The 26,574-nt window shown below is 71.5% G+C and carries 22 protein-coding genes; 6 read left to right on the forward strand and 16 right to left on the reverse strand.

Annotation, left to right across the window (positions count from 1 at the left end):
* Positions 1-79: 79 nt before the first annotated feature.
* The 4 genes from HJD23_RS10940 to HJD23_RS10955 all read right to left on the reverse strand — a co-directional run bounded on the left by HJD23_RS10940 (position 80) and on the right by HJD23_RS10955 (position 6,407).
* A complete protein-coding gene (locus HJD23_RS10940) occupies positions 80-1,498 on the reverse strand; it encodes a sugar porter family MFS transporter (protein WP_171114422.1) in 1,419 nt (472 codons plus the stop codon).
* A gap of 234 nt (positions 1,499-1,732) precedes the next feature.
* Positions 1,733-5,332, reverse strand: coding sequence for a chromosome segregation protein SMC (gene smc, locus HJD23_RS10945; RefSeq protein ID WP_171114421.1), 3,600 nt, complete (start codon positions 5,330-5,332; stop codon positions 1,733-1,735).
* A gap of 208 nt (positions 5,333-5,540) precedes the next feature.
* A complete protein-coding gene (locus HJD23_RS10950) occupies positions 5,541-5,747 on the reverse strand; it encodes a hypothetical protein (protein ID WP_053762838.1) in 207 nt (68 codons plus the stop codon).
* Positions 5,748-6,125: 378 nt separating this feature from the next.
* A complete protein-coding gene (locus tag HJD23_RS10955) occupies positions 6,126-6,407 on the reverse strand; it encodes an acylphosphatase (protein ID WP_171114420.1) in 282 nt (93 codons plus the stop codon).
* Positions 6,408-6,567: 160 nt separating this feature from the next.
* Here HJD23_RS10955 and HJD23_RS10960 point away from each other — a divergent pair, with 160 nt between their 5' ends.
* Positions 6,568-7,731 (forward strand): CAP domain-containing protein, encoded by a 1,164-nt coding sequence (locus HJD23_RS10960; RefSeq protein ID WP_171114419.1) that lies wholly within the window; start codon positions 6,568-6,570, stop codon positions 7,729-7,731.
* Between the two features lie 57 nt (positions 7,732-7,788).
* Here HJD23_RS10960 and mutM read toward each other — a convergent pair whose 3' ends face one another.
* From mutM to recG, 8 genes are all read right to left on the reverse strand, one after another.
* Complete coding sequence (mutM, locus tag HJD23_RS10965) at positions 7,789-8,649, reverse strand: bifunctional DNA-formamidopyrimidine glycosylase/DNA-(apurinic or apyrimidinic site) lyase (protein WP_171114418.1); 861 nt, start codon at positions 8,647-8,649, stop codon at positions 7,789-7,791.
* 106 nt (positions 8,650-8,755) lie between these two features.
* The gene (gene rnc / locus HJD23_RS10970) at positions 8,756-9,652 is read right to left on the reverse strand and encodes a ribonuclease III (protein WP_171114417.1); all 897 of its coding nucleotides are present in this window, start codon (positions 9,650-9,652) and stop codon (positions 8,756-8,758) included.
* Positions 9,653-9,671: 19 nt separating this feature from the next.
* The gene (gene rpmF / locus HJD23_RS10975; RefSeq protein WP_003951102.1) at positions 9,672-9,845 is read right to left on the reverse strand and encodes a 50S ribosomal protein L32; all 174 of its coding nucleotides are present in this window, start codon (positions 9,843-9,845) and stop codon (positions 9,672-9,674) included.
* A 2-nt stretch (positions 9,846-9,847) separates the two neighbouring features.
* The gene (locus HJD23_RS10980) at positions 9,848-10,495 is read right to left on the reverse strand and encodes a YceD family protein (RefSeq protein WP_171114416.1); all 648 of its coding nucleotides are present in this window, start codon (positions 10,493-10,495) and stop codon (positions 9,848-9,850) included.
* A 129-nt stretch (positions 10,496-10,624) separates the two neighbouring features.
* A complete protein-coding gene (locus HJD23_RS10985) occupies positions 10,625-11,683 on the reverse strand; it encodes a cell division initiation protein (RefSeq protein ID WP_171114415.1) in 1,059 nt (352 codons plus the stop codon).
* Between the two features lie 72 nt (positions 11,684-11,755).
* Positions 11,756-12,265: a pantetheine-phosphate adenylyltransferase gene (gene coaD / locus HJD23_RS10990; RefSeq protein WP_141311584.1), complete on the reverse strand. Its 510-nt coding sequence runs from the start codon at positions 12,263-12,265 to the stop codon at positions 11,756-11,758.
* Positions 12,262-12,849 carry a 16S rRNA (guanine(966)-N(2))-methyltransferase RsmD gene (gene rsmD, locus HJD23_RS10995; protein WP_171114414.1) on the reverse strand — a complete coding sequence of 196 codons (588 nt, stop codon included), beginning with the start codon at positions 12,847-12,849 and terminating at the stop codon, positions 12,262-12,264. The genes coaD and rsmD overlap by 4 nt, the downstream gene beginning before the upstream one ends.
* A gap of 149 nt (positions 12,850-12,998) precedes the next feature.
* Positions 12,999-15,206, reverse strand: a complete 2,208-nt coding sequence (recG, locus tag HJD23_RS11000; RefSeq protein ID WP_171114413.1) for an ATP-dependent DNA helicase RecG — start codon at positions 15,204-15,206, stop codon at positions 12,999-13,001.
* A gap of 188 nt (positions 15,207-15,394) precedes the next feature.
* On the opposite strand from recG, the gene HJD23_RS11005 reads away from it, so the two are divergent.
* A complete protein-coding gene (locus HJD23_RS11005) occupies positions 15,395-17,239 on the forward strand; it encodes an HSP90 family protein (protein WP_171114412.1) in 1,845 nt (614 codons plus the stop codon).
* Positions 17,236-20,193: a tetratricopeptide repeat protein gene (locus HJD23_RS11010; RefSeq protein WP_171114411.1), complete on the forward strand. Its 2,958-nt coding sequence runs from the start codon at positions 17,236-17,238 to the stop codon at positions 20,191-20,193. Before HJD23_RS11005 ends, HJD23_RS11010 begins: the two co-directional genes overlap by 4 nt.
* A 16-nt stretch (positions 20,194-20,209) precedes the next feature.
* Here HJD23_RS11010 and HJD23_RS11015 read toward each other — a convergent pair whose 3' ends face one another.
* Positions 20,210-22,027, reverse strand: coding sequence for a DAK2 domain-containing protein (locus HJD23_RS11015; protein WP_171118814.1), 1,818 nt, complete (start codon positions 22,025-22,027; stop codon positions 20,210-20,212).
* Positions 22,028-22,294: 267 nt separating this feature from the next.
* Here HJD23_RS11015 and rpmB point away from each other — a divergent pair, with 267 nt between their 5' ends.
* The gene (gene rpmB / locus HJD23_RS11020; RefSeq protein ID WP_003993230.1) at positions 22,295-22,480 is read left to right on the forward strand and encodes a 50S ribosomal protein L28; all 186 of its coding nucleotides are present in this window, start codon (positions 22,295-22,297) and stop codon (positions 22,478-22,480) included.
* Between the two features lie 109 nt (positions 22,481-22,589).
* Here rpmB and thiD read toward each other — a convergent pair whose 3' ends face one another.
* Positions 22,590-23,381 carry a bifunctional hydroxymethylpyrimidine kinase/phosphomethylpyrimidine kinase gene (gene thiD / locus HJD23_RS11025; RefSeq protein ID WP_171114410.1) on the reverse strand — a complete coding sequence of 264 codons (792 nt, stop codon included), beginning with the start codon at positions 23,379-23,381 and terminating at the stop codon, positions 22,590-22,592.
* A complete protein-coding gene (locus HJD23_RS11030; RefSeq protein ID WP_141311578.1) occupies positions 23,378-24,346 on the reverse strand; it encodes a thiamine-phosphate kinase in 969 nt (322 codons plus the stop codon). The genes thiD and HJD23_RS11030 overlap by 4 nt, the downstream gene beginning before the upstream one ends.
* 290 nt (positions 24,347-24,636) lie before the next feature.
* Here HJD23_RS11030 and HJD23_RS11035 point away from each other — a divergent pair, with 290 nt between their 5' ends.
* Complete coding sequence (locus HJD23_RS11035; protein ID WP_003997603.1) at positions 24,637-24,870, forward strand: Lrp/AsnC ligand binding domain-containing protein; 234 nt, start codon at positions 24,637-24,639, stop codon at positions 24,868-24,870.
* Between the two features lie 20 nt (positions 24,871-24,890).
* Positions 24,891-25,391, forward strand: a complete 501-nt coding sequence (locus HJD23_RS11040) for a DUF3515 domain-containing protein (protein ID WP_171114409.1) — start codon at positions 24,891-24,893, stop codon at positions 25,389-25,391.
* Positions 25,392-25,407: 16 nt separating this feature from the next.
* Here the strand turns inward: HJD23_RS11040 and HJD23_RS11045 are convergent, their stop codons facing one another.
* Positions 25,408-26,565, reverse strand: a complete 1,158-nt coding sequence (locus HJD23_RS11045; protein ID WP_171114408.1) for a D-alanine--D-alanine ligase family protein — start codon at positions 26,563-26,565, stop codon at positions 25,408-25,410.
* Positions 26,566-26,574 lie beyond the last annotated feature (9 nt).

Genomic DNA, 26,574 nt, shown 5'->3' on the forward strand with positions numbered 1-26,574 from the left:
ACGTGCTCTCACGAGACGAGGAGAGGGGCAGCGGGGACTTGGCCCGTCTCCTCGGGATCGAGGGGCCTCAGTACGAGGCTCAGCCCATCTCCTCCAGCGTCTTGCCCTTCGTCTCCTTCACGAACTTCAGGACGAACGGGACGGAGAGCGCGGCGAAGACGGTGTAGATCACGTAGGTCATGGAGAGGTTCCAGTCGGCCAGCGACGGGAAGCTCGCGGTGATGGCCCAGTTGGCGATCCACTGCGCGGCGGCGGCCACGCCCAGGGCGGCGGCGCGGATCCGGTTCGGGAACATCTCGCCGAGCATGACCCAGACGACCACACCCCACGAGAGGGCGAAGAAGAGGACGAACACGTGGGCGGCGACCAGGGCGACCCAGCCCTGGGTGGCCGGGAGCCTGCCGTCGACGAGGTCGAAGGAGAACGCCCAGGCCTCCAGCGCGAGGCCGATCACCATGCCGACCGAACCGATGATCGCGAGCGGCCGGCGGCCGATGCGGTCGACGAAGATCATCGCGATGACGGTGCCGACGATGTTGATGATCGACGTGGTGAACGAGTAGAAGAACGAGTCCGTCGGGTCCACGCCGACCGACTGCCACAGCGTCGAGGAGTAGTAGAACGCGACGTTGATGCCGACGAACTGCTGGAAGACCGACAGGCCGACACCGATCCAGACGATCGGCTTGAAGAAGAAGCTGCCGCCGAGCAGGTCCTTGAAGGTGGACCTGTGCTCGCTCTTCATGGCGTTCTCGATCTCGGCGACGCGGGCGTCGAGGTCGATGTCGCGGCCCTCGACCTCGGAGAGGATCTCGCGGGCGCGGTCGCGCTTGCCGACGGAGAGCAGGTAGCGCGGGGACTCGGGGATGGCGAAGGAGAGCAGGCCGTACAGGACGGCCGGGACGACCATGACGCCGAGCATCAGCTGCCAGGCCTCCAGGCCCATCAGCTCACCGCGCTGGTCGCCGCCCGCGGCGTTCAGGATGCCCCAGTTGACCAGCTGCGAGACGGCGATGCCGACCACGATCGCGGCCTGCTGGAAGGAGCCGAGCCGGCCGCGGTACGCAGGCGGGGCGACCTCGGCGATGTAGGCCGGGCCGATCACGGAGGCCATGCCGATGGCGAAGCCGCCGACGACGCGCCAGAAGGCGAGGTCGTACAGCGAGAAGGGCAGCGCGGAGCCCACGGCGCTCACGGTGAACAGCACCGCGGCGATCTGCATGCACCGGATCCGGCCGATGCGGTCGGCTGTCCGGCCCGCCGTCGCGGCGCCGATGGCGCAGCCGATCAGCGCGACGGCGATGACCTGCGCGAGCGCCGCGGAGCCGATGTCGTAACGGTCCCGGATGGCCTCGACGGCGCCGTTGATCACGGAACTGTCGTAGCCGAAGAGGAAGCCGCCCATCGCGGCCGCCGCCGCGATGAAGATGACGTGCCCGAGATGTTCGGGCTGAGCCGACCTGGCTCCTGACGTGGGTGCCTGCGCTGTGCTGGTCACGTGTACTCCTCGGGCCACCGGCAACGCTGCCGGAGTGGGGTGAGCCCTCGCAGGTGGCGAACCTGAAGGTAAAAGCAACGTTGCAGAGACTATGCCTTCAAGTTTCGAAGTCAATAAGGTGATGTTAAGAATTTGATCCTGGACGCTGCCGCTGTTGTGTTCATTACTTGAATGATCAGACCAGTTGAAGAGGTCCCAGCGCAGGTCGGAGCAGGTGTGATCGCGAGCGCGCCCTCAGCGCAGTCGCTGGCTGATGACCTTCGACACACCGTCGCCCTGCATGGAGACGCCGTACAGCGCGTCGGCGACCTCCATGGTCCGCTTCTGGTGCGTGATGACGATGAGCTGCGAGGCCTCCTGCAGCTCCTGCATGATCCGGATCAGCCGCTGCAGGTTGGTGTCGTCGAGCGCGGCCTCGACCTCGTCCATCACGTAGAACGGGCTGGGCCGGGCCTTGAAGATCGACACGAGCAGGGCGACGGCGGTCAGCGACCGCTCGCCGCCGGAGAGCAGGCTGAGCCGCTTGACCTTCTTACCCGGGGGCCGGGCCTCGACGTCGACACCCGTGGTGAGCATGTTGTCGGGGTCGGTCAGCACCAGCCGCCCCTCGCCGCCCGGAAAGAGCCGGCTGAAGACGCCCTCGAACTCCCGGGCCGTGTCCCAGTAGGCCTCGGTGAACACCTGCTCGACCCGCTGGTCGACCTCCTTGACGACCTGGAGCAGATCGGCACGGGTCTTCTTCAGGTCCTCCAGCTGCTCGCTGAGGAACTTGTGCCGTTCCTCCAGCGCCGCGAACTCCTCCAGGGCCAGCGGGTTCACCTTGCCCAGCTGCTGGTAGGCCCGCTCGGCCGACTTCAGCCGCTTCTCCTGCTCGGCCCGCCGATACGGCTTCGGCTGGTTGCGCGGGTGCTCGGGGTCTTCCGGCAGCTCCTCGCCCTCGGCGGGCGGGGAGGGCGGTACGAGCTGATGGGGGCCGTACTCCGCGATCAGCCCCGCCGGCTCGACGCCCAGCTCCTCCAGCGCCTTGGTCTCCAGCTGCTCGATCCGCAGCCGCTTCTCGGCGCCGAGCACCTCGCCGCGGTGCACGGAGTCGGTGAGCTTGTCGAGTTCGGCCTTGAGGTCACGGCCCTCGGTGCGGGCGGCGGCGAGTTCCTGCTCGCGGCGCGCCTTGGCGGCCTCGGCGGCGGTGCGCTCCTGCTCGGCGCGGGCGAGGGAGACCTCGACGTGCGCGAGCAGCTGGCGGGCACCGGAGGCGACGGCTTCGGCGACGGCCGCCTCGTGCCTGAGGCGCGCCCGCCGCTGCTCGGCACGCGCGCGTGCCTCGCGTTCGGCGCGGGCGGCGCGGTCGAGGGAGTCGGCGCGGCCGGCGAGTCCCTTGACGCGTTCCTCGTGCGTACGGACCTGGAGGCGGGCCTCCATCTCGGTCTGGCGGGCGTTGGCGCCGTCGGCGGCGAGCCGGTCGCGTGCGGAGGTGTCGGGCTCCTCCTCGAACGGCATCTCCTCGGCGACGGCGAGCCGCTCGGCGAGTTCCTCGACGTCCATCAGGGCCTTGTCGAGTGCCTCCTGCGCGCGTGCGGCTGCGGCGACACTGCGTTCGGCCTCGCCGGCGGCGGCGCGGGCCTGACCGGCGAGGCGGCCGAGCTGCTGCGCCACGGATGACTTCTCGCGGTCGGCGGCCCGCCGCCGCTCCCCCAGTTCCTCGACGAGCGCGGCGGCCTCTTTGCGCCGCTCACCGGCCGCCCGCTGCGCCTCGGCCAGCTCCTCGCACCGCACGGCCAGCTCTTCGAGTTCGGCGGCGGCCTCGTCCACCGACGCCTGCACTTCGAGCAGACTCGGCGCCCCCGCGGAACCGCCGTGCGCGAAGTGCGCGCCCAGCAGGTCGCCTTCGGCGGTGACGGCGGTGAGGTGCGGATGCGCGTAGACCAGCTCTTCGGCGGCCTCCAGGGTGTCGACCACGACGATGTCGTGCAGGAGGCGGTGTACGGCGGGCATGAGGTCGGGGGGGCCGTGGACGAAGTGCGCGGCGGGAGGTGCCGGTTCAGTGGGTCGTGCGTCTGCGGGTTCGTCGTGGTTGGTCGCGCAGTTCCCCGCGCCCCTGGAGGGCGTTGCTGTCGGCGCGCCTGACAGGAGCAGGGCCGCCCGGCCGCCGTCCTGCTTGCGCAGCAGCCGGATGGCCTCCGCCGCCGAGGCGGGTGTCGTCACCGCGATGGCGTCCGCTGCCGCACCGAAGGCCGCGGCCAGCGGGACCTCGTATCCGGGGGTCACCGACAGCAGCTCCGCCGCCGGACCCAGGACTCCGGTGAGCCGGTCCCGCGCCCCCAGCAGTATTCCGGTGCCGTCCTTGCGGCGCAGGCCCATGGCCAGGGCGTCGTGGCGGGCCTGGGTCGCGGCGCGCTCGCGTTCCGCTGCCGTGGCCGCCTCGCGGGCCGCGGCGAGGGCGGACTCCGCCTCGGCCAGCTGCTGCTTGGCCGCCTCGTGCCGCTCGGCGAGTTCCGCGTCGCCGGCGTCGAGGCCGTCGACCTCGGCCTTGAGCGCCTCGTACTCCTCCTGCGCGGCGACGGCGCGCTCCTGTGCCTCGTCGCGGGCGGCGGCGAGGCGGTCGATCTCGGCCTGGGCGGAGGCCGCGCGCGAACGGGCGGCGCCGACCTGGCCGTTCAGCCGCGCCAGCCCCTCGCGGCGGTCGGCGATGGCGCGGGCCGCGTCCTTCAGACGGCGTTCCTCGATCGCCAGCTCGCGCTCCAGTTCGGCGCGGTGGGCGACCGTGTCGTCCAGGGCCCGCTGGGCCGCCTCCAGGGCAGCCTCCAGCTCGGCCTCCTGCTCGCGGATGCGGTGGGCCTCGCGCTCCATGTCCTCGGGGTCACGGCCACGCCGCTCCTCGGGCGGGGCGGACGTCGCGCTCTTGACCCGGGCCTCGGCCAGCGAGATCGTGCCGCGCACCCGTTCCGCGAGCTGGGACAGCTCGTACCAGGTCTGCTGCGCCCGCTGCAGGCGTGGGGTGAGGCGGCGGACCTCGTCCTCCAGGAGCGCCTCCCGCTGCAGCGCCCTGCGCAGCTCCTGCTCGGCGGCCTCCTTGCGCTCCTTCAGCGCGGCCTCGTCGGCGACCTCGGCCTGGAGCGCCTCCCGCAGCCGTACGAGATCGTCGGCCAGCAGACGGAGCCGGGCGTCGCGCAGGTCGGCCTGGATGACGGCGGCCCTGCGCGCCACAGCGGCCTGGCGGCCCAGCGGCTTGAGCTGTCTGCGCAGCTCGTCGGTGAGGTCCTGCACGCGCGCGAGGTTGGCCTGCATCGCGTCCAGCTTCCTAAGCGCCTTCTCCTTGCGCTTGCGGTGCTTCAGGACGCCGGCGGCCTCCTCGATGAAGGCGCGGCGGCCCATCGGGTCGGCGTGCAGGACGGAGTCGAGCTGGCCCTGGCCGACGATGACGTGCATCTCGCGGCCGATACCGGAGTCGGACAGCAGCTCCTGGATGTCGAGCAGGCGGCAGGTGTCGCCGTTGATCTGGTACTCGCTGCCGCCGTTGCGGAACATGATCCGCGTGATGGTGACCTCGGCGTACTCGATGGGCAGCGCCCCGTCGGAGTTGTCGATGGTCAGCGACACCTCGGCACGGCCGAGCGGTGGCCGCCCGGTGGTGCCGGCGAAGATGACGTCCTCCATCTTGCCGCCGCGCAGCGACTTGGCGCCCTGCTCGCCCATGACCCAGCTGAGCGCGTCCACGACATTGGACTTGCCCGAGCCGTTCGGTCCGACGACACACGTGATGCCCGGCTCGAACCGGAGTGTGGTCGCCGAGGCGAACGACTTGAACCCGCGGAGGGTCAGGGCCTTGAGGTGCACGCCGCCGGACTCTACCTTCCGGGCGTGTCTCACTCCATGAACCCGCGGTTTCGCCCCTGAACGCGCAGGGCACACCAAACGTTAAAGATGCTGAAAGGATGCGCGGGGGAAAGAAAGAAGGGACGCCGAAGCGTCCCTTGCAACTTCTGACAACTTAGCGGTTGATACGGGCGGCCCAACCACTGCGTGTCGTTGTTCGATGCAGTGATCAGGTGAGCGCAGGCTCCGCCTGGTGTGCGTCGACGCTCTCCATGATCCTGTCGTGGTGAGAAGCGGCAGCCGTCAGCGCGTCGTTCTCCGCCTGGATCCGTACGAGCTCGGATTCCAGGTCCTGTACGCGCTGCTGGAGCCGTCGCATCTCGGCGAGGAGTCGAGGGTCGGAGCCGCCGACGTAACCGAGAAGCGCCTTTGCCATGATGGATGGTCCTCCACACTGAGTGACCGACCGATGCGGTGTGGGTCGTGAGGGATTCGCACCCGCGGCCGCTTGGCACTGTGGAGTTGTGCTGCCGTTCATCCATGCCAAACAGCTAAGGTGCGCGGGGCTTTCAGCGTCTCACCAAAAAGTTTGACGGTCAACACGATCACGCCCCGTATTGGCGGGTAACCCGGTGGCACGCGGCCGGAAACGGCGGCGCGGCGACTGACGCGGGACCCTCAGGGCGTGGCGATCATCCTTGCGTCTGGAGCCTGCCACGGCAAGCGGTTCTTGGCAATCACCTGCTCGTTTCCGCTCCGGGCAGCTGCCTGCGGCATGTCCCGGCCCGCCGCGAGGCCGGCCGGCCGCGTGATGTCAGCGGATGGCGAAGCCGTCGTAGCCGCCGCGAGGTGTGTCCCAGATCTCGGTGACGCCGGCCACCTGCCCGGGCGTGTCGTCGCCCTGGAGCCAGTCCAGAAGCCCCTGACAGCCCTCGCGTGAGCCCTCCGCGACCACCTGCACCCGGCCGTCGTCCAAATTGAGAGCAAAACCACTCAGGCCGCCGATCTCCAGGGCCTTGGCCCGGGTGAACCAGCGAAAACCCACACCTTGGACGCGTCCTCGCACCCAGGCGACCAGTCGCACGTCGTCACTCATGGGTGCAACCTAACCGGCCAATGTCACTCGGGACACTTCCTCACCCAGCGCCATGCGGTACCGTCCAGCCCCAATGAATCTCATATGAAACTCATCCGATTGAGTGAGTTTTGTTGATCAAAACGGACGAGTGGACCGCCAGGACGAGGAAGGCCATTACATGGGACGCCACCGACGCTCCGCCGCCGGCCGCGCCGCCACGGGCCGCGCCACGGGGGGCAACGAGCCGCACGGCCCCGCCGTGGAGGGCCGCACCCCGCAGCACTCGCACCCGGGCCACCCGGCCGCGCCGGGCACCGCACCGTACGTGAGCCCGGAGGCGTACGCCGAGGCGGTCTCGAAGAGTGACGCCTACCTCTTCGCCCCGGACAACGTCCACGCGGGGGCCCGCGGCACGGACCCGTCCGGCGACACCGCGACGTTCCCGGCGGCCGACGGCTTCGGCTACGACGGCTCGGGCCCCGACGGCTTCGGCCCCGACGGCGCCTCCCGGCGCGGCCGCTCGCGCCGCCGCAAGAAGAAGGGCATGACGCCCGTCCGCACCGGTCTGCTCGGTGTCTCGGCCGCGGTCGCGATCGGCACGGTCGCGGTCGCCACCGGCGTCCTGCCCGGCGGCGACACCTACACGCTCGGTGGGGGCGGCTCCGACAAGGTGCAGGCCGGCGACACGCCGACCAATGCCGAGGCCCAGCAGGGCGGCACGTCCGGCACCGCCGAGGCGGGCAGCAGCAGCCCGTCGACCGGCCGCGACGCCCAGCGCTCCACTTCCGCGTCGCCGTCCCCCTCGGCCCCCTCGGCCAAGCCCACCACCGAGGCACCGGCCACCAAGGCCCCCTCCAAGAAGCCGACGGCCACCCCGTCGTCGGAGAAGCCGACGCCCACCCCGTCCCGTACCCCCTCGAAGCTGCCGACGCAGCGGACCACCCCGCCGGTGACGATCTCCCCGGAGACCGCCGCCGAGGCCGAGGTGCTCAAGCTCGTCAACGACGAGCGCGCCAAGGCCGGGTGCAGCCCACTGGCCGCGAACAGCGCGCTCGCGGAGCTGGCCGGGAACTTCAGCGAGGCCATGGCCGAGCAGGGCTTCTTCGATCACACCGACCCCAGCGGCCGTACCCCCTGGGACCGCGCGGAGGCGGCCGGCATAACCAACCTCGCTGCCGAGAACATAGCCCGGGGCCAGGCCGACGCGGCGGCCGTCATGGAGTCCTGGATGAACAGCCCCGGCCACCGCGCCAACATACTGAACTGCGACTTCAAGACGCTCGGCGTCGGTGTGCACTACGGGTCGGGTGGCCCGTGGTGGACGCAGAACTTCGGGTACTAGAAAGCGCGCTTTCCATCAGTAAGCGCAACCTATTGGTCAGCGCTCTCCGCGCGTGCGCTACGACGAGATGCGCGGCGGTCGCTGACACTTCGGGCAGTAGTAGCTGGACCGGTTCATCCACGGGCGCCGGCGTATCGCCGTACCGCACCTCCGGCACGGCAGTCCCTCCCGTCCGTACGCGTCGAGCGAGCGGTCGAAGTAGCCCGACTCGCCGTTGACGTTGACGTACAGGCTGTCGAAACTCGTGCCGCCCACCGACAGGGCCGCGTTCAGTACGTCCCTGATGTGGCCGAGGAGTTCGAGCGTGCGGGGGCGGGTGAAGGTGGAGGTCGGGCGGTCGTAGTGCAGGCGGGCGCGCCAAAGGGCCTCGTCCGCGTAGATGTTGCCGACGCCGCTGATCAACGACTGGTCCAGCAGAGCGCGTTTGATGGTGCTGCGCTTGCGGCGCAGCGCCTGGTGGAACGCCTCGTCGTCGAACTGGGCGTCGAGGGGGTCGCGGGCGATGTGCGCGATGACGTCGGGCAGGCCGTCGGGGGTGGTGTCGTGCAACGACAGGCCGCCGAACGTGCGTTGGTCGACGAAGCGCAGCTCGGTGCCGAGGGCGTCGGCGAACCGGACGCGGATACGCAAGTGCTTCTCGTCGGGCGCCGCGTGCGGCTGGACCAGGAGCTGGCCGCTCATGCCGAGGTGGGCCAGGATCGCCTGGCCGGTGTCCGCCAGCGGCAGCCACAGGTACTTGCCGCGCCGGCTCGGGGTGCCGACGCGGTGGCCCTTCAGGCGGTGCGCGAAGTCGTCGGCGCCGGCGAGGTGACGGCGTACGGCACGCGGGTGCAGCACCTCGACGTCGGCGACGGTCCGGTCGGCAACCCACTGCTCCAGTCCGCGCCGGACGACCTCCACCTCGGGCAACTCGGGCATCGCGTCTCCCCCTCCCCCAAACCGTCGTACGAGCCGAGCGCCCGCCCCGGGGCTGGGGCGGGCGCTCGGGTGTGCTGTTCTGTTCGCAGCGGAGTCGCTACGGCGGTCAGCCCGACGCCGGGGCGGCGTCCGTGCCGTCGCCGTCCGCGGCAGGCCCGGTGGCCGGGGCCGCCTTGGTGGCCTCCACGGCCGTCGCCCCGGTGGACGGCGAACCGTCCGCCAGCGGGACGGCGTTCACGGCGGCGGAGGCCTTGGCGCGTTCGTCCGCTGCCGCGCGGATGGACCGCCAGGCGGATTCCGCGGCCTGCTGCTCCGCCTCCTTCTTGCTGCGGCCGGTGCCGGTGCCGTACGAGACGCCTCCGACGCGGGCGGCAGCAGTGAAGGTCTTCTCATGATCGGGGCCGGTCTCCGTGACCAGGTACTCGGGCACGCCGAGCCCTTCGGTCGCGGTGAGCTCCTGGAGGGACGTCTTCCAGTCCAGGCCGGCTCCGAGGTTGGAGGACTTCTCGATCAGCGGGTCGAACAGGCGGTGCACCAGCTCCGCCGCCGAGTCCAGGCCCTGGTCGAGATAGACCGCGCCGATCACCGCTTCCAGGGTGTCGGCGAGGATCGATGCCTTGTCCCGGCCGCCCGTGCCCTCTTCACCGCGGCCGAGCCGGATGAAGGAGCCGAGGTCCAGCGTCCGGCCCACGTCCGCCAGCGCACGCGAGTTCACCACCGCGGCCCGCAGCTTGGCCAGCTGGCCCTCGGGCAGGTCGGGGTGGGTGCGGTACAGCGTGTCGGTGACGACGAGACCGAGCACGGAGTCCCCGAGGAACTCCAGCCGCTCGTTCGTCGGCAGACCGCCGTTCTCGTACGCGTAGGAACGATGGGTCAGCGCTCGCACCAGAAGGGCGGACTCGACCTTGTAGCCGAGCCGCCCTTCCAGAAGCGTGTGGGACGAGGCCTGGTTGTCCGGTCCACCCCCGCTCGCGCGGGAAGACTGCTTCTTCGGTGTGGACACAGTGCCTCTCACCAGCCGCTCAGACCTCGAGGACCTGGCGCTTGTTGTAGGTGCCGCACGACGGGCACGCGATGTGCTGCTGCTTGGGCTCGTGGCAGCGCTCGCACGCAACCAGGGTGGGGACCGCAGCCTTCCACTGCGACCGGCGGTGGCGCGTGTTGCTGCGCGACATCTTCCGCTTCGGAACAGCCACGGCTACTTCTCCTGCTTCTCGTCGACGCCCGCTTCGGCGCCGCTCTTCTCGTCCTTATCGCCGGGTTCGAGTGAATCGGCGAGTCCCTGCAGTGCCGCCCAACGGATGTCGACGGCGTCGTGGTGGTGGTCCGGGTCGTCCGCGAGGCGTGCGCCGCACTCGGCACACAGTCCTGGGCAGTCTTCCTGGCACACCGGCTGCATCGGCAGTGCGAGCACCACCGCATCGCGCAGCAGAGGTTCGAGGTCGAACATGCCGTCCTCGAGGAAGAGCCTGTCCTCGTCGTCCTCGGCGTCGTCGCCGGGTTCCGCGTGGTGCACGCGGCCCCGGTCGTCGGCGTCAGGGTACGAGAACATCTCCTGGAAGTCCGCTTCGAGCTCCAGCTCGACCGGCTCCAGACACCTTACGCACTCCCCCTCGGCCCGTGCACGGGCGGTGCCTGTGACAAGGACACCTTCCATGACCGACTCCAGGCGGAGTTCGAGCTCCACCGGGGCGCCTTCCGGCACTCCGATGACGTCCTTCAGACCGAGGTCCTTCGGGGCGTCGACCGTGCGGGTCAGGCGCTGCAGCGCACCGGGCCGCCGTCCCAGCTCGTGTGTGTCGAACACGAGAGGGTTGCGGTGGTCGAGGCGGGCGTTCAGAGCCATTCCTGCTTTCGATCTTGTGAGCTCGGCGGACGCCGCCCTTCGGTGTTCCCGGGCAGCGCTGATCGCGGACGTACGCGCGACCGAAGAGCCAGGATACTGGACCTTTCGCCGACGGCCCAATCGGCGGCGTCAGCCGTTGCCGCGGCCCTGTTCGTAGGCCCGCAGCTGCTCCGCGCTGATCATGCTGGTGTCGAAGAGGCTGGTCTCGTCGAGGGCCTGGGACTGCTCGTACGTCTGCTGCTGCGGATCGTAGGCGGGCTGCTGCGGGTACGCCGCGTACGGGTCGGCCTGCTGGTAGCCGTACGGGTCCTGCTGGGCGTACTGCTGCTGGTAGCCGTAGGGGTCCTGTTGCGTCTGTTGCTTGTGTTGCTGCTGTTGCAGAGGCTGCTGGTGGTAGGCGTAGGCGTTGGCGTCCTGGGTGGCGTACGACTGCTGGGCCGGGACCGCCGGGGGCTGGGCGGGCTCGGCCGGGGTGTCGGCCATGGCGGCGAGGCCGGCGAGGTAGTCGGCGTCGCTGCTGTGCTGGACGGTGGTGGTGTCGAGGGAGCCGAGATCGTCGGTGGCGATCCGGCCGTGCAGCTTCTGCCGGCCGCGGCCGACCGCCTCCAGGGTCTTGGCCAGGACCGCCTCGAAGGCGCCGAGCTTGACGTCGACGTACTCGTCGGCCGTGCGGCGCAGCGTCTCCGGGTCGTGGCTGCGCTCGGGGGCGTCCTCGTCCTCGTACCCCTGCTCGTCGAGGCCGGGTCCGGTCCCGAGCAGCTTCTCGCGGCCGCGGCCGACGGAGCCGAGGGTCTTGGTGAGGACGACCTCGAAGTTGGCGAGCTTGGAGTCGACGTAGTCGTCGGCCTCGGCGCGGATCTCCTCGGCCTCCTGGCGGGCCTCGGCCAGGATCCGGTCGGCCTCGGCCTGGGAGCGGCGGGCGACCTCGGTGTCGGAGATCAGCGAGCCCCGCTCGGCGTGCGCGCCCTGGATGATCCGCTCGGCCTCCTGGCGGGCCTGCTCGACCATCTGCTCTCGGTCGCCGATCAGCTCCTGGGCCTGGGCGAGGGAGTCGGGCAGCGCCGCGCGGACCTCTTCCAGCAGGGCAAGCAGGTCGGCGCGGTTGACCACGCACGAGGCCGACATGGGCATGCCCCGGGCACTGGAGACCGCCGCGACGATCTCGTCGAGCTTCTTCTGTACGTCCACCGGTTGCTCGCCACTCTCTACAGCTGTGTTGGAGACGGACGGGACGACTGTAGCCCGTTGAGGTGGAGCCGTTCAGGCTTGGCGCAGACGCTTGTTGAGAGCGTCCAGGACAGCCGGCGGCACCAGGTGGGAGACGTCGCCGCCCCACTGTGCGACCTCCTTGACCAGGGAGGACGACAGGAAGCTGTAGGTGGGGTTGGTGGGCACGAAGAGGGTCTCGACGCCCGTCAGGCCGTTGTTCATCTGAGCCATCTGCAGCTCGTAGTCGAAGTCGCTGACCGCGCGCAGGCCCTTGACGATGGCAGGGATGTCGCGCTGCTTGCAGAAGTCGACGAGGAGGCCGTGGAAGGACTCGACCCGGACGTTGCCGTACTCGGCGGTGACCTCGCGGATCAGGTCGATCCGCTCGTCGATCTCGAAGAGGCCCTTCTTGGACTTGTTGATCATCACCGCGACGTAGACCTCGTCGTAGAGGCGGGAGGCGCGGGCGATGATGTCCAGGTGTCCGTTGGTGATGGGGTCGAACGACCCGGGACAGACGGCTCGGCGCACTTGAGATCCCTCGCTCTCAGGTCCGGTCATGGTGCGTCTTCGCACGTGGAGGCGGCGCGACCGTACCAAAACGTTCCCTCGCCGTACCGGCGGGTACGGAGTGCCTCAAAGCCTTCCGGCCACCCGAATTCGCCGCCTCTGGTGCTGCGCTCCACGGTGACGAGGGCTTCTGCGGCGAGCCACCCCTCCGCGCGGAGTGTGAGCAGAATCTCCCGAAGATCGTCGTCCGTGACGGCGTACGGCGGGTCGAGGAACACGAGGTCGTACGGCTCGCCCGGCGGTGGGGTTCGGATGATCTGTTCCGCTTTGCCCGATCTGACCTCGGCGCCGGGCAGGCCGAGGTTTCTGACGTTCTCGCGGATCGTGCGGGCGGCTCGGGGGTCGGCCTCGACCAGGAGGGTGTGGGCGGCGCCGCGCGAGAGGGCCTCCAGGCCGACGGCGCCGGAACCGGCGTAGAGGTCGAGCACGCGTTCGCCGTCCAGGGGGCCGCCGAGGAGGGACTGCCAGGTGGAGAAGAGGCCCTCGCGGGCGCGGTCCGAGGTGGGGCGCGTGCGGGATCCCTGCGGGACGGCTAGGCGGCGTCCGCCGGCTGCGCCGGCGATCACGCGGGTCATCTTGGGTCCTTGTCGTGGGTGCCTTTAGGTTCAGTTTGGCAGGCGGAGGTGGGGGTGCGTTCCGTCGTGGGCGGCTGCGGGTTCGTGGGGGCTGGTCGCGCAGTTCCCCGCGCCCCTGGGGGCGCTGCCCCACCCGGCGATGAAATCGCTCAGCCCTTTTCCAAGTACTGCTCCCTTTCCTCGTCCAAAAGGGCGTCCAGCGCCGTGCGTAGGCCCGGCAGGCCGGTGAGCTCGGGGTCGGCGGCGACCACGTTGGCCGCCTCCTCGCGGGCCTCCGCGATGATTTCCTCGTCCTCGATGACGGCGAGCACGCGCAGGCTGGTGCGGGCGCCGGACTGGGCCTGGCCCAGGACGTCGCCCTCGCGGCGCTGTTCGAGGTCGATGCGGGAGAGTTCGAAGCCGTCGAGCGTGGCCGCCACCGCGTTCAGCCGCTGGCGGGCGGGACTGGCCTCGGGCATCTCGGTGACCAGCAGGCACAGTCCGGGCGCCGAGCCACGGCCGACGCGGCCGCGCAGCTGGTGGAGCTGGGAGACGCCGAAGCGGTCGGCGTCCATGATCACCATCACGGTGGCGTTCGGCACGTTCACGCCGACCTCGATGACCGTGGTGGCCACCAGGACGTCCGTCTCTCCGGCGGCGAACCGGCGCATGACGGCGTCCTTGTCGTCGGGTTGCATACGGCCGTGCAGGACCTCGACCTTGAGTCCCTGGAGTGGGCCGCTCGCGAGTTGGTCGGCCATGTCGAGGACGGCGAGCGGGGGGCGTTTGTCGGCCTCGTCCTCGGGGGACTTCTGCTTTTTCGCCGCCTTGGGGTCGTCCTCCTCGTCGCCGATGCGCGGGCAGACGACGTACGCCTGATGGCCCTGGGAGACCTCCTCGCGCACCCGCTCCCAGGTGCGGGACAGGAAGTGGGGTTTGTCGGTTGCGGGGACGACATGGCTGGCGATCGGGGAGCGGCCGGCCGGGAGCTGGTCGAGGACCGAGGTCTCCAGGTCGCCGAAGACCGTCATGGCGACCGTGCGCGGGATCGGTGTGGCGGTCATGACCAGCAGGTGGGGCGGTTGCTTGCCCTTGCCGCGCAGGGCGTCGCGCTGCTCGACGCCGAAGCGGTGCTGCTCGTCGACGACGACCAGGCCGAGGTCGTGGAACTGCACCCGGTCCTCGATCAGCGCGTGGGTGCCGATCACGATCCCGGCCTCGCCGGTGGCCAGGTCGAGCAGCGCCTGGCGGCGGGCGGCCGCGCCCATCGAGCCCGTGAGCAGCACGACCTTGGTGGCGTGCTCGGCGCCGCCGAGCATCCCTCCCTCGGCCAGCTCGCCCATCATCTCCACGACCGAGCGGTGGTGCTGCTGGGCGAGCACCTCGGTGGGCGCGAGCATCGCGGCCTGCCCGCCCGCGTCGACGACGGCGAGCATGGCGCGCAGGGCGACCAGGGTCTTGCCGGAGCCGACCTCGCCCTGGAGCAGCCGGTGCATGGGGTGCTCGGTGGCCAAGTCGGCGAAGATCTCCTCGGAGACCTTCTGCTGGCCCCCGGTGAGGGTGAACGGCAGCCGGTCGTCGAAGGCGGCGAGGAGGCCGTCCGGCCTGGGCCTGCGGGGCACCGCCGGGAGCTGGGCGTCGGCGTGCCGGCGGCGGGCGAGGGCGACCTGGAGGACGAAGGCCTCGTCCCACTTGAGGCGGTCGCGGGCGCCGGCGATGTCCGCCTTGGTGTGCGGGCGGTGGATCTTCAGCAGGGCCTCGGGGAGGGAGACCAGGCCGCGGCCCTCGCGCAGGGAGTCCGGGAGCGGGTCCACGGCTTCCTGGGCGCTGGGCAGCACGGTCTGGACGGCCTTGCCGATCTTCCAGGACTCCAGCTTGGCGGTGGCCGGGTAGATCGGGATGAGGGCGCCCGCCCAGGTGTCGATCGCCTCCTCGGCGTCGCCCTTCAGCAACTCGTACGCCGGGTGTGCCAGTTGTAGCCGGCGGTTGAAGACGGAGACCTTGCCCGCGAACATCGCGCGCGTGCCCGGCAGCAGTTCCTTGTGGGGTTTGTGCACGCCGTGGCCGAAGAAGACCAGTTGGAGCCGGCCGCTGCCGTCGGTGATCGTCACCTCCAGGCGCTGGCCCTTGCCGCGGGGCGCCCTGGCGGAGGCGAAGGTGTGCAGACGGGCGTCGGCGACCTGGGCGACCACCGTGACGTGCTCGTCCAGGGGGAGGTCGGCGAGGTGGGTGAGCTGGCCCCGCTCCTCGTATCTGCGCGGGTAGTGGTGCAGCAGGTCGCCGACGGTGTGCAGGCCGAGATGCTCGGCCATCACCTTCGCGGTGGCGGGGCCGAGCACCTTCTTGAGTGGTTCGTCCAGTGCGGGCACGAGATCCATTGCACACCACGGCACTGACAATGGCGCAGACGTCCCGGCGGAAGATCCGTATACGTCTTCGAAGCCCCTGGTCAGACGGCTGGTTCGAGCCCTAGGATGACGCGCTCCGGCCATCCTTTCGCGGTCACCGCCTCACCGGGACCGCCCGACCCCGCGCCGACGCGCTTCCCCCCACCGGCGCTGTGACGATGGACTCCCAGATCTCAGCGGCATCACAGGCATCCTCCGCACCTCATACGTTCCAGGTCGACCTGCGTGGCTTGGTGGACCTGCTCTCCCATCACCTCTACTCCAGCCCCAAGGTCTACCTGCGCGAGCTGCTGCAGAACGCGGTCGACGCCATCACCGCCCGCCGGGCCGAGCAGCCCGAGGCCCCGGCGCGGGTGCGGTTGTACGCCGAGCACGGCGGCCTGCGGGTGGAGGACTCCGGCGTCGGCCTCACCGAGTCCGACGTGCACAACCTGCTGGCCACCATCGGGCGCAGCTCCAAGCGGGCCGACGGTCTCCAGGAGGCGCGCTCGGAGTTCCTCGGGCAGTTCGGCATCGGGCTGCTGGCCTGTTTCGTGGTGGCCGAGCGGATCCGGGTCGTCAGCCGCAGCGCCCGTACGCCGGACGCCCGGCCTGTGGAGTGGACGGCGACGGACGACGGCTCGTACACCGTACGGACCCTGCCGGACGCGGCCCGGCCCGAACCGGGGACCACCGTGTATCTGGAGGCGCGGGCGGATGCCGGTGAGTGGCTCACCGAGGAGCGGGTGCTCGCGCTGGCGCGGGACTTCGGCTCGCTGCTGCCGTACGACGTGCGGGTGGGCGACGAGGAGGTCACCGACCTGCCGGCGCCCTGGGACCGGCCCTACCCCTCCCCCGCCACCCGGCGGGTGGCGCTGGCCCGGCACTGCCATGAGCTGTTCGGCTTCACCCCGCTGGACTCGATCGAGCTGAACGTGCCGCTCGCGGGCATCCGCGGGGTGGCGTACGTCCTGCCCGCCGCGGTCAGCCCGGCGCAGCGCGCGCGGCACCGCGTCCACCTCAAGGGCATGCTGCTGACCGAGCGGGCCGAACAGCTGCTGCCCGACTGGGCGTTCTTCGTGCGCTGTGTGCTCGACACCGACAGTCTGCGGCCCACGGCGTCGCGCGAGTCGCTGTACGAGGACGAGACCCTGGCCGCCGTACGGGAGGCACTGGGCGAAAGGATTCGGTCCTGGCTCACCGGTCTCGCGGCCGGTGACCCGGAGCGGCTGGCGGCCTTCCTGTCGGTGCACCACCTGGGTGTGAAGTCGCTGGCGCGGCACGACAAGGAGATGCTGCGCACGATGCTGCCGTGGCTGCCGTTCGAGACGACGGCCGGGCAGCTGTCCCTGGAGGAGTTCGCGCTGCGCCACCCCGTGGTGCACTTCACGCGCACGGTCGAGGAGTACCGGCAGGTCGCCCCGATCGCGTCCGCGCAGGGCATCGGCGTCGTCAACGGCGGCTACACGTACGACAGCGAGCTGGTCGAGGCCCTGCCGTCGGTGCGGGCGGGCACGGTCGTCGCCGAACTCGACGCGGACACCGTGACCGCCCATCTCGACGCCGTCGACCCGGCCGAGGAACTGGCTCTGACGGGCTTCCTGGCGGCCGCGCGGGCCACGCTGGACCCGCTGGGCTGCGATGTGGTGCTGCGGGCCTTCCACCCGCTGTCCGTGCCCGCGCTGCATCTGGACGACCGTGCTGCCCGGCACGAGCAGGCCCGGGCGGCGGCCGAGGAGGAGGCCGACGACCTGTGGGCGGGCATCCTGGGCTCGCTGCGCGGCAGCGCCCCCCGCGCGCGTCTGGTGCTCAACCACCTCAACCCGCTGATCCGCAGGATCAGTTCACTGAACGATCCGGAACTCGTCGGCACCGCCACGGAGTCGCTGTACGGCCAGGCCCTGCTGATGGCGCAGCGTCCGCTGCGGCCCGCCGACTCCGCCCTGCTCAACCGGGCGTTCATCGGCCTGCTGGAATGGGCCACCCACAGCGACTCCGACTCCCCGGGGGACGGTCACCGATGAGTGAGATCACGGACTTCGACGCGCTGCGCCGGGCGATGGCGGAGAACTCCGAGCAGCCGGAGGGGCCCGCCCGCAACGCGCGCGCGGAGCAGTTGCTCGCCCAGGCCGAGCAGCTGAACATCCCGCTCGCCGTGATCGAGGCGCTCGGACACCAGCTGAAGGTCTACAACTACAGCTCCGAGAAGGACAAGATGTTCGTCCCGTTCGCGCGCCTGCTGCGCATGTGGGACGAACGCCCCGAGGACTTCGACGAGTACGAGACGCACTCGCTGCACTGGGTCTTCAAGTGGATGTCCTCCGGGATGCTCGACCAGCCGCACATCCCGCTGGCCTCGATCGAGAAGTGGCTCGGCGAGATGGAGCACCGCTACCGCCTCGCCGGGCACTCCGAACGGGCCGTGCGCAGCGCCGAGTTCAGCGTGGCCGCGCACATCGGGGACGTGGACCGCGCGGAGCGGGCGTACACGGCGTGGCTGGCGGCGGACCGGGACAGCATGGCCGACTGTCACGCGTGCGAACTGGACAGGCAGGGCTGGTGGCAGGCGGAGCGCGGCCGGGACGCGCAGGCCCTTGAGCTGTGGGCGCCGGTGCTGAGCGGCGAGTTCACGTGCGCCCACGAGCCGCACGCCGTCCTGGCGTCCTCCCTGGTGCCCCTGCTGCGGCTGGGCCGCCTCGACGAGGCGCGCGCCCACCATCTGCGGGGCTTCCGGCTGGTGCGGGCCATGGAGAGCATGCGCGGCGCCTACGCGGACCACGTCGAGTTCTGCGCGCTGACCGGCAACGAGGCGCGCGGCCTGGAGCTGCTGGCGGAGCGGCCGGCGTACTTCACGGACACCGGACACCCGCGCAGCCGGATGCACTTCATGAGCGTGGTGACCCTGCTCATGGACCGGCTGACCGAGCTGGGCCTCGGCGACCAGCAGGTGCCGGGCCCGGCGGGCCGGTCGTGGACCGCGCGCGAACTCGCCGCCCACGCGCGTGGGGAGGCTCTCGCCCTGGCGGCCCGGTTCGACCGGCGCAACGGCACGGCGCACATCAGCGAGCGGGTACGCAGGCGTATGGGGCAACGTCCGCTGGTGGAGCGGCTCGCCCTGGGGGTGCGCTCGGAGCGGCTCGCGCACCCGGTGCGTCCGGTCGCCCCGGCCCCCGTGACGCCCGCGTCCGCGTCGGCCGGGCAAGAGCCGGACCTGGCCGCGCTGCTGGCCGAGGCGCGGCGGCTGTCGGACACCCTGCAGCCGAACGCCGTCGAGGCCTGGGCGGCCGTCGCACGGGCCGCGGAGGGCGTCGACCTGGACGCCCGTGACCGGGCGGAGATCGCCGACCACGAGGCGATGGGCCTGGGCCCCGACGGCGCCGAGCTGTTCGAACGGGCGGCCGAGCTGTACGCCGAGGCGGGCGACCCGGGCGAGGCCCTGGCGGCACGCGCGCGTGCGGCGTACGTCCGCGCCCTCGCCGGTCAGGTCGACGAGGCCGCCGAGGCGGTCGCCGGGCCCTACGACGAGGTCCTCGCCCTCTACGCCGAGGACGGCACCGGCGTACGGCAGACCGCGTCCGTGCTGATGGGGCGGGCGCGGATCCTGATGCGGCGGGTGCACAAGGCCGACGACTCCACCGGGGGCGGCGCCTCGCAGGAGACCGTCCTGGCGCAGGCCGAGGGCGCCGCGCGGGAGGTGCTGGCGCTCGTCGAGGGGCACACCGGGGACGATGTGCGGCTCGCCTCACGGGCGGCCGAGGCGCGGGCGATGCTCGCCGAGCTGGCCGTGCACCACGGGGACGTCGAGAAGGCCGCCGAGCTGTTCGCGGGGGCCTCGGCGGCGTACGTCGACGCGGGGCTGCCGTGGTTCGCGGTGGAGTACGAGGCCCGGCTGGCCGGCCTCGCCCAGCACCTCGGGGACACCGCGGCGGCCGAGCTGGCCCTGAAGGCCGCTCTGGAGCACGGCGGACCGCACCTGGAGGCCACCGGACGGGCCCAGCTGCACCTTCAGCTGGCCGAGGTGCTCGGGGGCCGGGGACAGTCCGCGGAGGCCGCCGAGCACGCCCTGGACGCGGCCCACTGGGCCGACGAGGCGGGCGAGGGGCCGACCTTCGGCGCCTGGGCGCGGCACCTGCTCGGCGGGTTCCTGCTGCGGCAGGGGCGGTGGGCCGAGGCCGCGGAGGTGCTGGAGTCGGCGCTGCTCGACCTGAGCGCCGAGACGCACGGCGACGGCGCGATCGTCCAGACCCAGTGGTGGCTCGGCGACTGCCTCAGCGAGCTCGGGGAGCACCGGGCGTCCGCCGAACGCCGGTTGCAGGCCGCCGAGATCGCCCGGCACTGGCCCGAGCAGCACGATCACGCCACCCTCGCCCACCTCGCCGCCGAGTCCCTGGGCCAGGCCGGGCTGCCCACCGAGGCGGACCAGGCCTACGCGCGCGCGGGCGAGCTGTGGCGCTCCCTGGGCAACGTCCACGGCCTCGTCCGCTCCCTGCGCGCCCGCGCGTGGCTCGCCCTGCGCACGGACGACGGTACGGAGCCGGCACGGGAGTTGATGGCGGCCGCCGTCCGCGAGTGCGAGAGCGCCCTGAGCACGGCGGCCGACGAGGAGTCGCGGCAGCGGCTCATCGCCGAACTCGGACACACCCATCGCCAGTTCGGCGACCTGCTCGCCCGGTCGTCCGCCGAGGACGCCGAGGACGGCTCGATCCGGGCCACGTTCGAGGAGGCCCTGACCGAAGTGGAGGAGGCCGTCTCGGTGTTCGCATCCCTCGGTGCCGACGCCCGGCACGCCCGCACCGGCGCCGAACTCGCCGCGGGCTGGCTGGCGGCCGACCTGGGCCGCAGCGCCGAGGCGGCGACACGCGCACGTGCGGTACTGGAGGCGTACGCCGACGCCACCGAGGACGACGAGGCGGCGCAGGAACGGCGGACGGAGGCGGAGCAGATGCTGCGGGTGGTGCGGGAACCGGAGGATTGTTGAACAACGGCCCCGGCGCCTACTCCACCCCGATCAGCAGCAACGCCCCCTGCCGCCCACCCCGGTACACCACCGTGTCGACGGCGAGATACGCCTCCCGCACCCGCGCCTCCAAGCGCTCGGCGACCGACTCCGGGGCCTCGTCGCCGAGGACCAGGGTCACCAGTTCCCCACCGGCCGCGAGCATCCGGTCCAGCACGGTCTCGGCGACGGTCGTGACGTCGGCCCCGATCACGGCCACGTCCCCGTCGATGAGCCCGAGGACGTCACCGGCCTGGCAGATGCCGGCCATGGTCCAGGCCTGGCGTTCCGCGACGGCGACCTCGCCGTAGCGGGTGGCGCCGGCCGCCGCGGTCATGGACACGACGTCCTCGTCGAAGCGGCGCTCCGGCGCGTGCACCGCGAGCGCCGCGATGCCCTGGACCGCGGAGCGAGTGGGGATCAGGGACACGCGGATGCCCTCCGCGCGGACCTGGTCCACCGCCGCGGCGGCGGTGTGGCGCAGCTCGGGATCGTTGGGCAGCAGCACGACCTCGCGCGCGTGGGCCCGCCGCAGGGCCTCGACGAGCTCCCCGCTGGCGGGCGGCTCCCCGGGACGCGCGAGCACGGTCGTGGCGCCCGCCTCGGTGTACAGCCCGGCCAGCCCCTCACCGGGCACGACGGCCACCACGGCCCGCTGGACGCGTTCCCGAGGGCGCCCCGCCCCCCGTACCGTGTGCACGTCGTGGGCACCGAAGTGCGTGATCCTGATCCGGTACGGCCGCCCGGCCTCGACGCCCGCCTCCACGGCGGCGCCGGCGTCGTCCACGTGCACATGGACGTTCCACAGCCCGTCACCGCCGACCACGACGAGCGAGTCCCCGAGGGCGTCGAGCCGCTCCCGCAGCCGGGCCACGGCGAGGTCGTCGGCCTCCAGCAGGTAGATCACCTCGTACGCCGGACCGCCGCCCTCGGCACCGTCCACGCAGTCCGTCGCACCGGCGACGCCCTGGCCGCCGTGAGACACCTCCTCGGCGCCGCCCACGCAATCCGTCCCACCCACGACGCCCTGGCCGCCATGAGACACCTCCACGGCGCCGCCCACGCAGTCCGTCGGACCCGCGACGCCCTGGGCCCCCTGAGACGCCTCAACGCGCGCGTGCCCCACCACGGCCGCCACCGCCACCCTCCCCGGCACCTCCCCGGTGAACGTCTCCACCAGTGCCGCCAGCACCGCCACCAGCCCCCGCCCGCCGGCATCCACCACCCCGGCACGCTCCAGGACGGCCAGCTGCCCCGGGGTCGCGGCGAGAGCCGCCCGCGCCCCGTCGTAGGCGGCCCGCGCGACGGTCCCGCAGTCGCCGTCCGCTCCCCCGGCCGCGTCGGCGGCGGCGGAGGCGACCGACAGGACCGTGCCCTCCACGGGGTGCGCCACGGCCTGGCGGGCGGCGTCGGCCGCGCGGCGCAGCGCGAGCCGCAGGCCCTGTCCGTCGGTGTGAGCGTTGTCACCGTCGGCGGCGAGCACCTGCGCCATGCCGCGCAGCAGCTGCGCGAGGATCGTCCCGGAGTTGCCCCGCGCCCCGATCAGCGCCCCGTGGGCCATCGCCCGCGCGGCCTCGGCCAGCGAGGGACGCCCGGGGCTGGACGCCTCGACCTCGTGGGCGGCGAAGACCGCCTCGACCGCGGCCACGGCCGACTCGACGGTCAGATACAGGTTCGTGCCGGTGTCCCCGTCCGCGACCGGGTACACGTTGATCGCGTCGATCTCCTCACGCGCACGTCCGAGCGCCTCCAGCGCGAGACCGCACCAGGTGCGCACCGCGAGAGCATCGAAGAATGTCTGCGGCACCTGCGCCACCTGCGCCTCCTCGGACTGCTGGACGTCGGACGCAGCGTAGCCCCGGAGCCGGTACCCACCGGAAGAGGGCGGGGCGGGCCCCTGAGCAGCCATGGTAATTTCGTTGTACGGACGCAGCCGTTGTATGCTGCTCCGGTTGCCCGATCCTGATCGGGCCATTCCCCTGGCAACGCCACTCAGATCTCAGATCGCTCGCAAGAGCATAAGATCTCGATCCCGGCATGCCGGGATCAACCGTAAGTGCATCTGAAGTCTTTGGAGTGACCCGTGGCTGCCAACTGCGACGTCTGCGGCAAGGGGCCGGGCTTCGGCAACAACATCTCGCACTCGCACCGCCGTACGTCCCGCCGCTGGAACCCGAACATCCAGCGTGTGCGTACCGTGGTCGGCGGGACGCCGAAGCGCGTGAACGCTTGCACCTCGTGCATCAAGGCCGGCAAGGTCTCGCGCTGACGCACAGCTAAGCGCGCGGCCACTGCTGGTTCGCTGCATCAGCCGGTCCACCTCAGGTGGACCGGCTTTTTGCTGCACCCAGGACAGTCAGCCGCTGTACCCAGGACAGTCAGAGGCGGAACCGCCACCCATGATCCACCGGCCCGATCCCCCCACCGAGCGCGAAGCCCGCCTCGATCGCGCCGGTGACATACTCCTTGGCCGCCGCCACCGCCTCCGGCACAGCCAGTCCCTTCGCGAGCCCCGAAGCGATCGCGGAGGCGAGCGTGCAGCCCGTGCCATGGGTGTGCCGGTTGTCATGCCGAGGCGCCCGCAGCCAGTGCTCCTCCGAGCCGTCGGTGAGCAGATCCACGGCATCCCCGGGCAGATGCCCGCCCTTGATCAGCACCCACCGCGGCCCGTACGCCAGAACCGCCGCCGCGGCCCCCCGCATCTGCTCCTCCGACTCGACACGCACGCCCGTCAGTTGCGCCACCTCGTCCAGGTTCGGCGTCGCCACGGTCGCGACCGGCAGCAGCTTCGTCCGCACCGAATCGAGCGCGGAGGCCGCCAGCAGTGAATCCCCGTGCTTCGAGACCCCCACCGGGTCGACCACGGCGGGCGCGTCCGTGCCCCCGATCAACTCGGCCACCACCTCGACGAGTTCGGTCGAAGCGAGCATCCCCGTCTTGATCGCCTGTACGCCGATGTCGTCGACGACACTGCGGTACTGGGTCCGCACCGCCTCCACCGGAAGCTCCCAGGCTCCCTGCACACCGAGGGAGTTCTGCGCGGTGACCGCCGTCAGGACGCTCATGCCGTGCACACCGAGCGCGAGCATCGTCTTCAGGTCGGCCTGAATGCCCGCGCCCCCACCGGAGTCGGAGCCCGCGACCGTCAGCACCCGGGGCGGCGCGCTCATGACTCGATCTCCCCGCCGAAGTGGTCCCAGCCGCCCTTGGTGGTCCAGGGCGCCCCGTCGACGGTCACCTGGGGCAGCGCCGACGGGTTCAGTACCTCGCCGATCACCTTCCAGCGGGCGGGCAGCTTCACGTCCGGCGGGAAGGTCGCCACGATCGCGTGGTCCTCTCCCCCGGTCAGCACCCACTGGAGGGGGTCGACGCCCACCGCCTGCCCGATGTCGTGCATCTGTGAGGGGATGTCGATGGCGCCGGAACGGACATCGATACGGACCTTGCTGGCCTCCGCGATGTGCCCCAGATCGGCGATCAGCCCGTCGCTCACGTCGCACATCGCCGTCGCGCCCAGCGCGGCCGCCGCCGGACCCGCGTGATACGGCGGCTCCGGGCGCCGGTGGGCCTCGACGAAGGCGCGCGGCGAACGGAACCCACGCGAGAGCACCGCGTACCCGGCCGCCGACCAGCCCAGCCAGCCGGTCACCGCGACGAGGTCACCGGGCTGCGCGCCGGCCCGCGTCACGGGCTCCTGGTTGCGCAGATCGCCGAGCGCGGTGATCGACACGGTGATGGTGTCCCCGCGTACGACATCGCCGCCGACCACGGACGCGCCCGCCACCTGGCACTCGTCGCGCAGCCCGTCCATCAGCTCGGTCGGCCAGGTGACCGGGAGTTCGGCCGGCACGACCAGGCCGAGCAGCAGCGCGGTCGGTACGGCGCCCATCGCGGCGATGTCCGCGAGGTTCTGCGCGGCCGCCTTGCGCCCGACGTCGTACGCCGTGGACCAGTCCCGGCGGAAGTGCCGCCCCTCCAGCAGGATGTCGGTGCTGGCCACGACCCGGCGGTCGGGCGCGGCGACCACCGCGGCGTCGTCGCCGGGGCCGACCCGCACCGCCGGGGTGGTGGTGAGACGGGAGGTGAGCTCCCTGATGAGCCCGAACTCCCCGAGCTCACCAACAGTGCCCTTCATTGCCCTACGCCCCTTCTGTCCCTGTGCGTTCCCGGTCGCGGGACATCAGTGTCCTCGATACGGTCGAAGGGACCGCCGACCGGTCCCCCATGACCGCCGAGGCGGTCCCTGAAGACCGCCGACCGGTCCCCCACGACCGCCGAGGCGGTCGCCGTGTCCGTCAACATCCGTCGTGCCTGCACCCCGGCACACGTGCCCCGGTTTCCGCAGGTCTCCCCGCGGCGAGCGGCGACGCGATACCGTGGCGTTCCTTTTCCCCACATGATCCTCGTGGCCGCCCTGGAGGTTCCGTGGTACAGGCGTACATCCTGATCCAGACTGAGGTCGGCAAGGCGTCGACCGTCGCCGAGACGATCAGCAAGATCCCTGGGGTGATCCAGGCCGAGGACGTGACAGGACCGTACGACGTCATCGTGCGCGCCCAGGCCGACACCGTCGACGACCTGGGCCGCATGGTGGTTGCGAAGGTCCAGCAAGTGGACGGCATCACCCGCACACTGACCTGCCCGGTCGTCCATCTGTAGTCCCCGTCTACCCTTGGCCGGTGAGGTTTCTCCGTCACCGGCCCATCGGTCTGCCCGCGCTCGCCCTGCTGATCACTGTCGCGGGCTGCTCCTCAGCAGACGACAGCGCGAGCGTCGCGGTTCCCAGTCCGTCTCCGGCCGTCACGAAGCTGTGCCGGAACCTGGACGACGCGCTGCCGCGCGAGGTCGCCGGGCTGGAGCGCCGGGACCCCGAGCCCCGGTCCGCGTTGACGGCGGGCTGGGGAAACCCGGAGATCATACTGCGCTGCGGGGTCGAACGACCGCCGAAGATGATCGACCCGAGGGTGGCGAAGGGCGCGGATCCCGACGCGGTGGCCGGTGGGGTGAACGGGGTCGACTGGCTGATGGAGAAGGCGGGCGACGGGGCGTACCGCTTCACCACCGCCAATCGCCGCGCCTATGTGGAGGTCGCCGTGCCCGAGGGCCATGACACGTCCGCCACGCTCATCGACCTGGCTCCGGCGATCAAGAAGGCGATCCCGGAAGGGATCGCCGACTGATCGCCGGGTCCCTGGCTCAGCGCAGTCCCGTCGGGCGGTGCAGTGCCGCCTGGATCAGGCGGTCCACCAGTTCCCCGTACGTCACTCCGCTCGCCTGCCACATCTGCGGATACATCGAGATCGGCGTGAAACCGGGCATCGTGTTGATCTCGTTGATCACGAAGTCACCGGCCTCGGTGAGGAAGAAGTCCGCCCGGACCAGGCCCTCGCAGGACGCCGCTTCGAAGGCCTGGACGGCCAGCTTCTGGACCTCGGCGGTCTGCTCCGGCGTCAGGGGGGCCGGGACGATGCCGGGGGTCGAGTCGATGTACTTGGCCTCGAAGTCGTAGTAGGCGTGCGTGTCCGGCGGCGGGATCTCCGCGGGGACGGAGGCCCGGGGGCCGTCCTCGAACTCCAGCACGCCGCACTCGATCTCGCGGCCGCGCACCGCCGCCTCGACGATGATCTTCGGGTCGTGCCGCTGGGCCTCGGCGATCGCCTCGTCGAGGCCGGACAGGTCGTCGACCTTGGTGATGCCGATCGACGAACCCGCGCGCGCGGGCTTCACGAAGAGCGGCCAGCCGTGCTCGCCCGCGAAGTCGATGATCTTCTTGCGGGCGGCCGACTCGTCCTGCTGCCACTCGCGCGGCCGGATCACCAGGTACGGGCCCACCCGCAGCCCGAACGAGGCGAACACCCGCTTCATGTACTCCTTGTCCTGGCCGACGGCCGAGGAGAGCACGCCGGAACCCACGTACGGGACGCCGGAGAGTTCCAGGAGGCCCTGGAGGGTGCCGTCCTCGCCGTAGGGGCCGTGCAGCACCGGGAAGACCACGTCGACCTCGCCCAGCGCCTTGGGCACGGAACCCGGCTCGCTGTAGACGACTTCACGGTTGGCGGGGTCCACGGGGAGCACGACGCCGCCCTCGCCCGAGTCGGTGAGGTCCTCGACGCTGGGCGTACGGCGGTCGGTGATCGCCATCCGCTCCGGCTCGTCGGCGGTGAGCGCCCACCGGCCGTCCTGGGTGATGCCGATCGGCAGGACCTCGTACTTGGTCCGGTCGATGGCCCGCAGTACGGCGCCGGCGGTGACCACGGAGATCCCGTGTTCGGAGCTGCGCCCGCCGAACACGACGGCCACACGCGGCTTGCGGGACGGCTGCTCGGGGCTCTGGGGGAGGTTCTCGGTGCTCATATCGCGTTG

The sequence above is a fragment of the Streptomyces sp. Z423-1 genome, assembly GCF_013009255.1.
Classification (GTDB): Bacteria; Actinomycetota; Actinomycetes; order Streptomycetales; family Streptomycetaceae; genus Streptomyces; species Streptomyces gossypiisoli.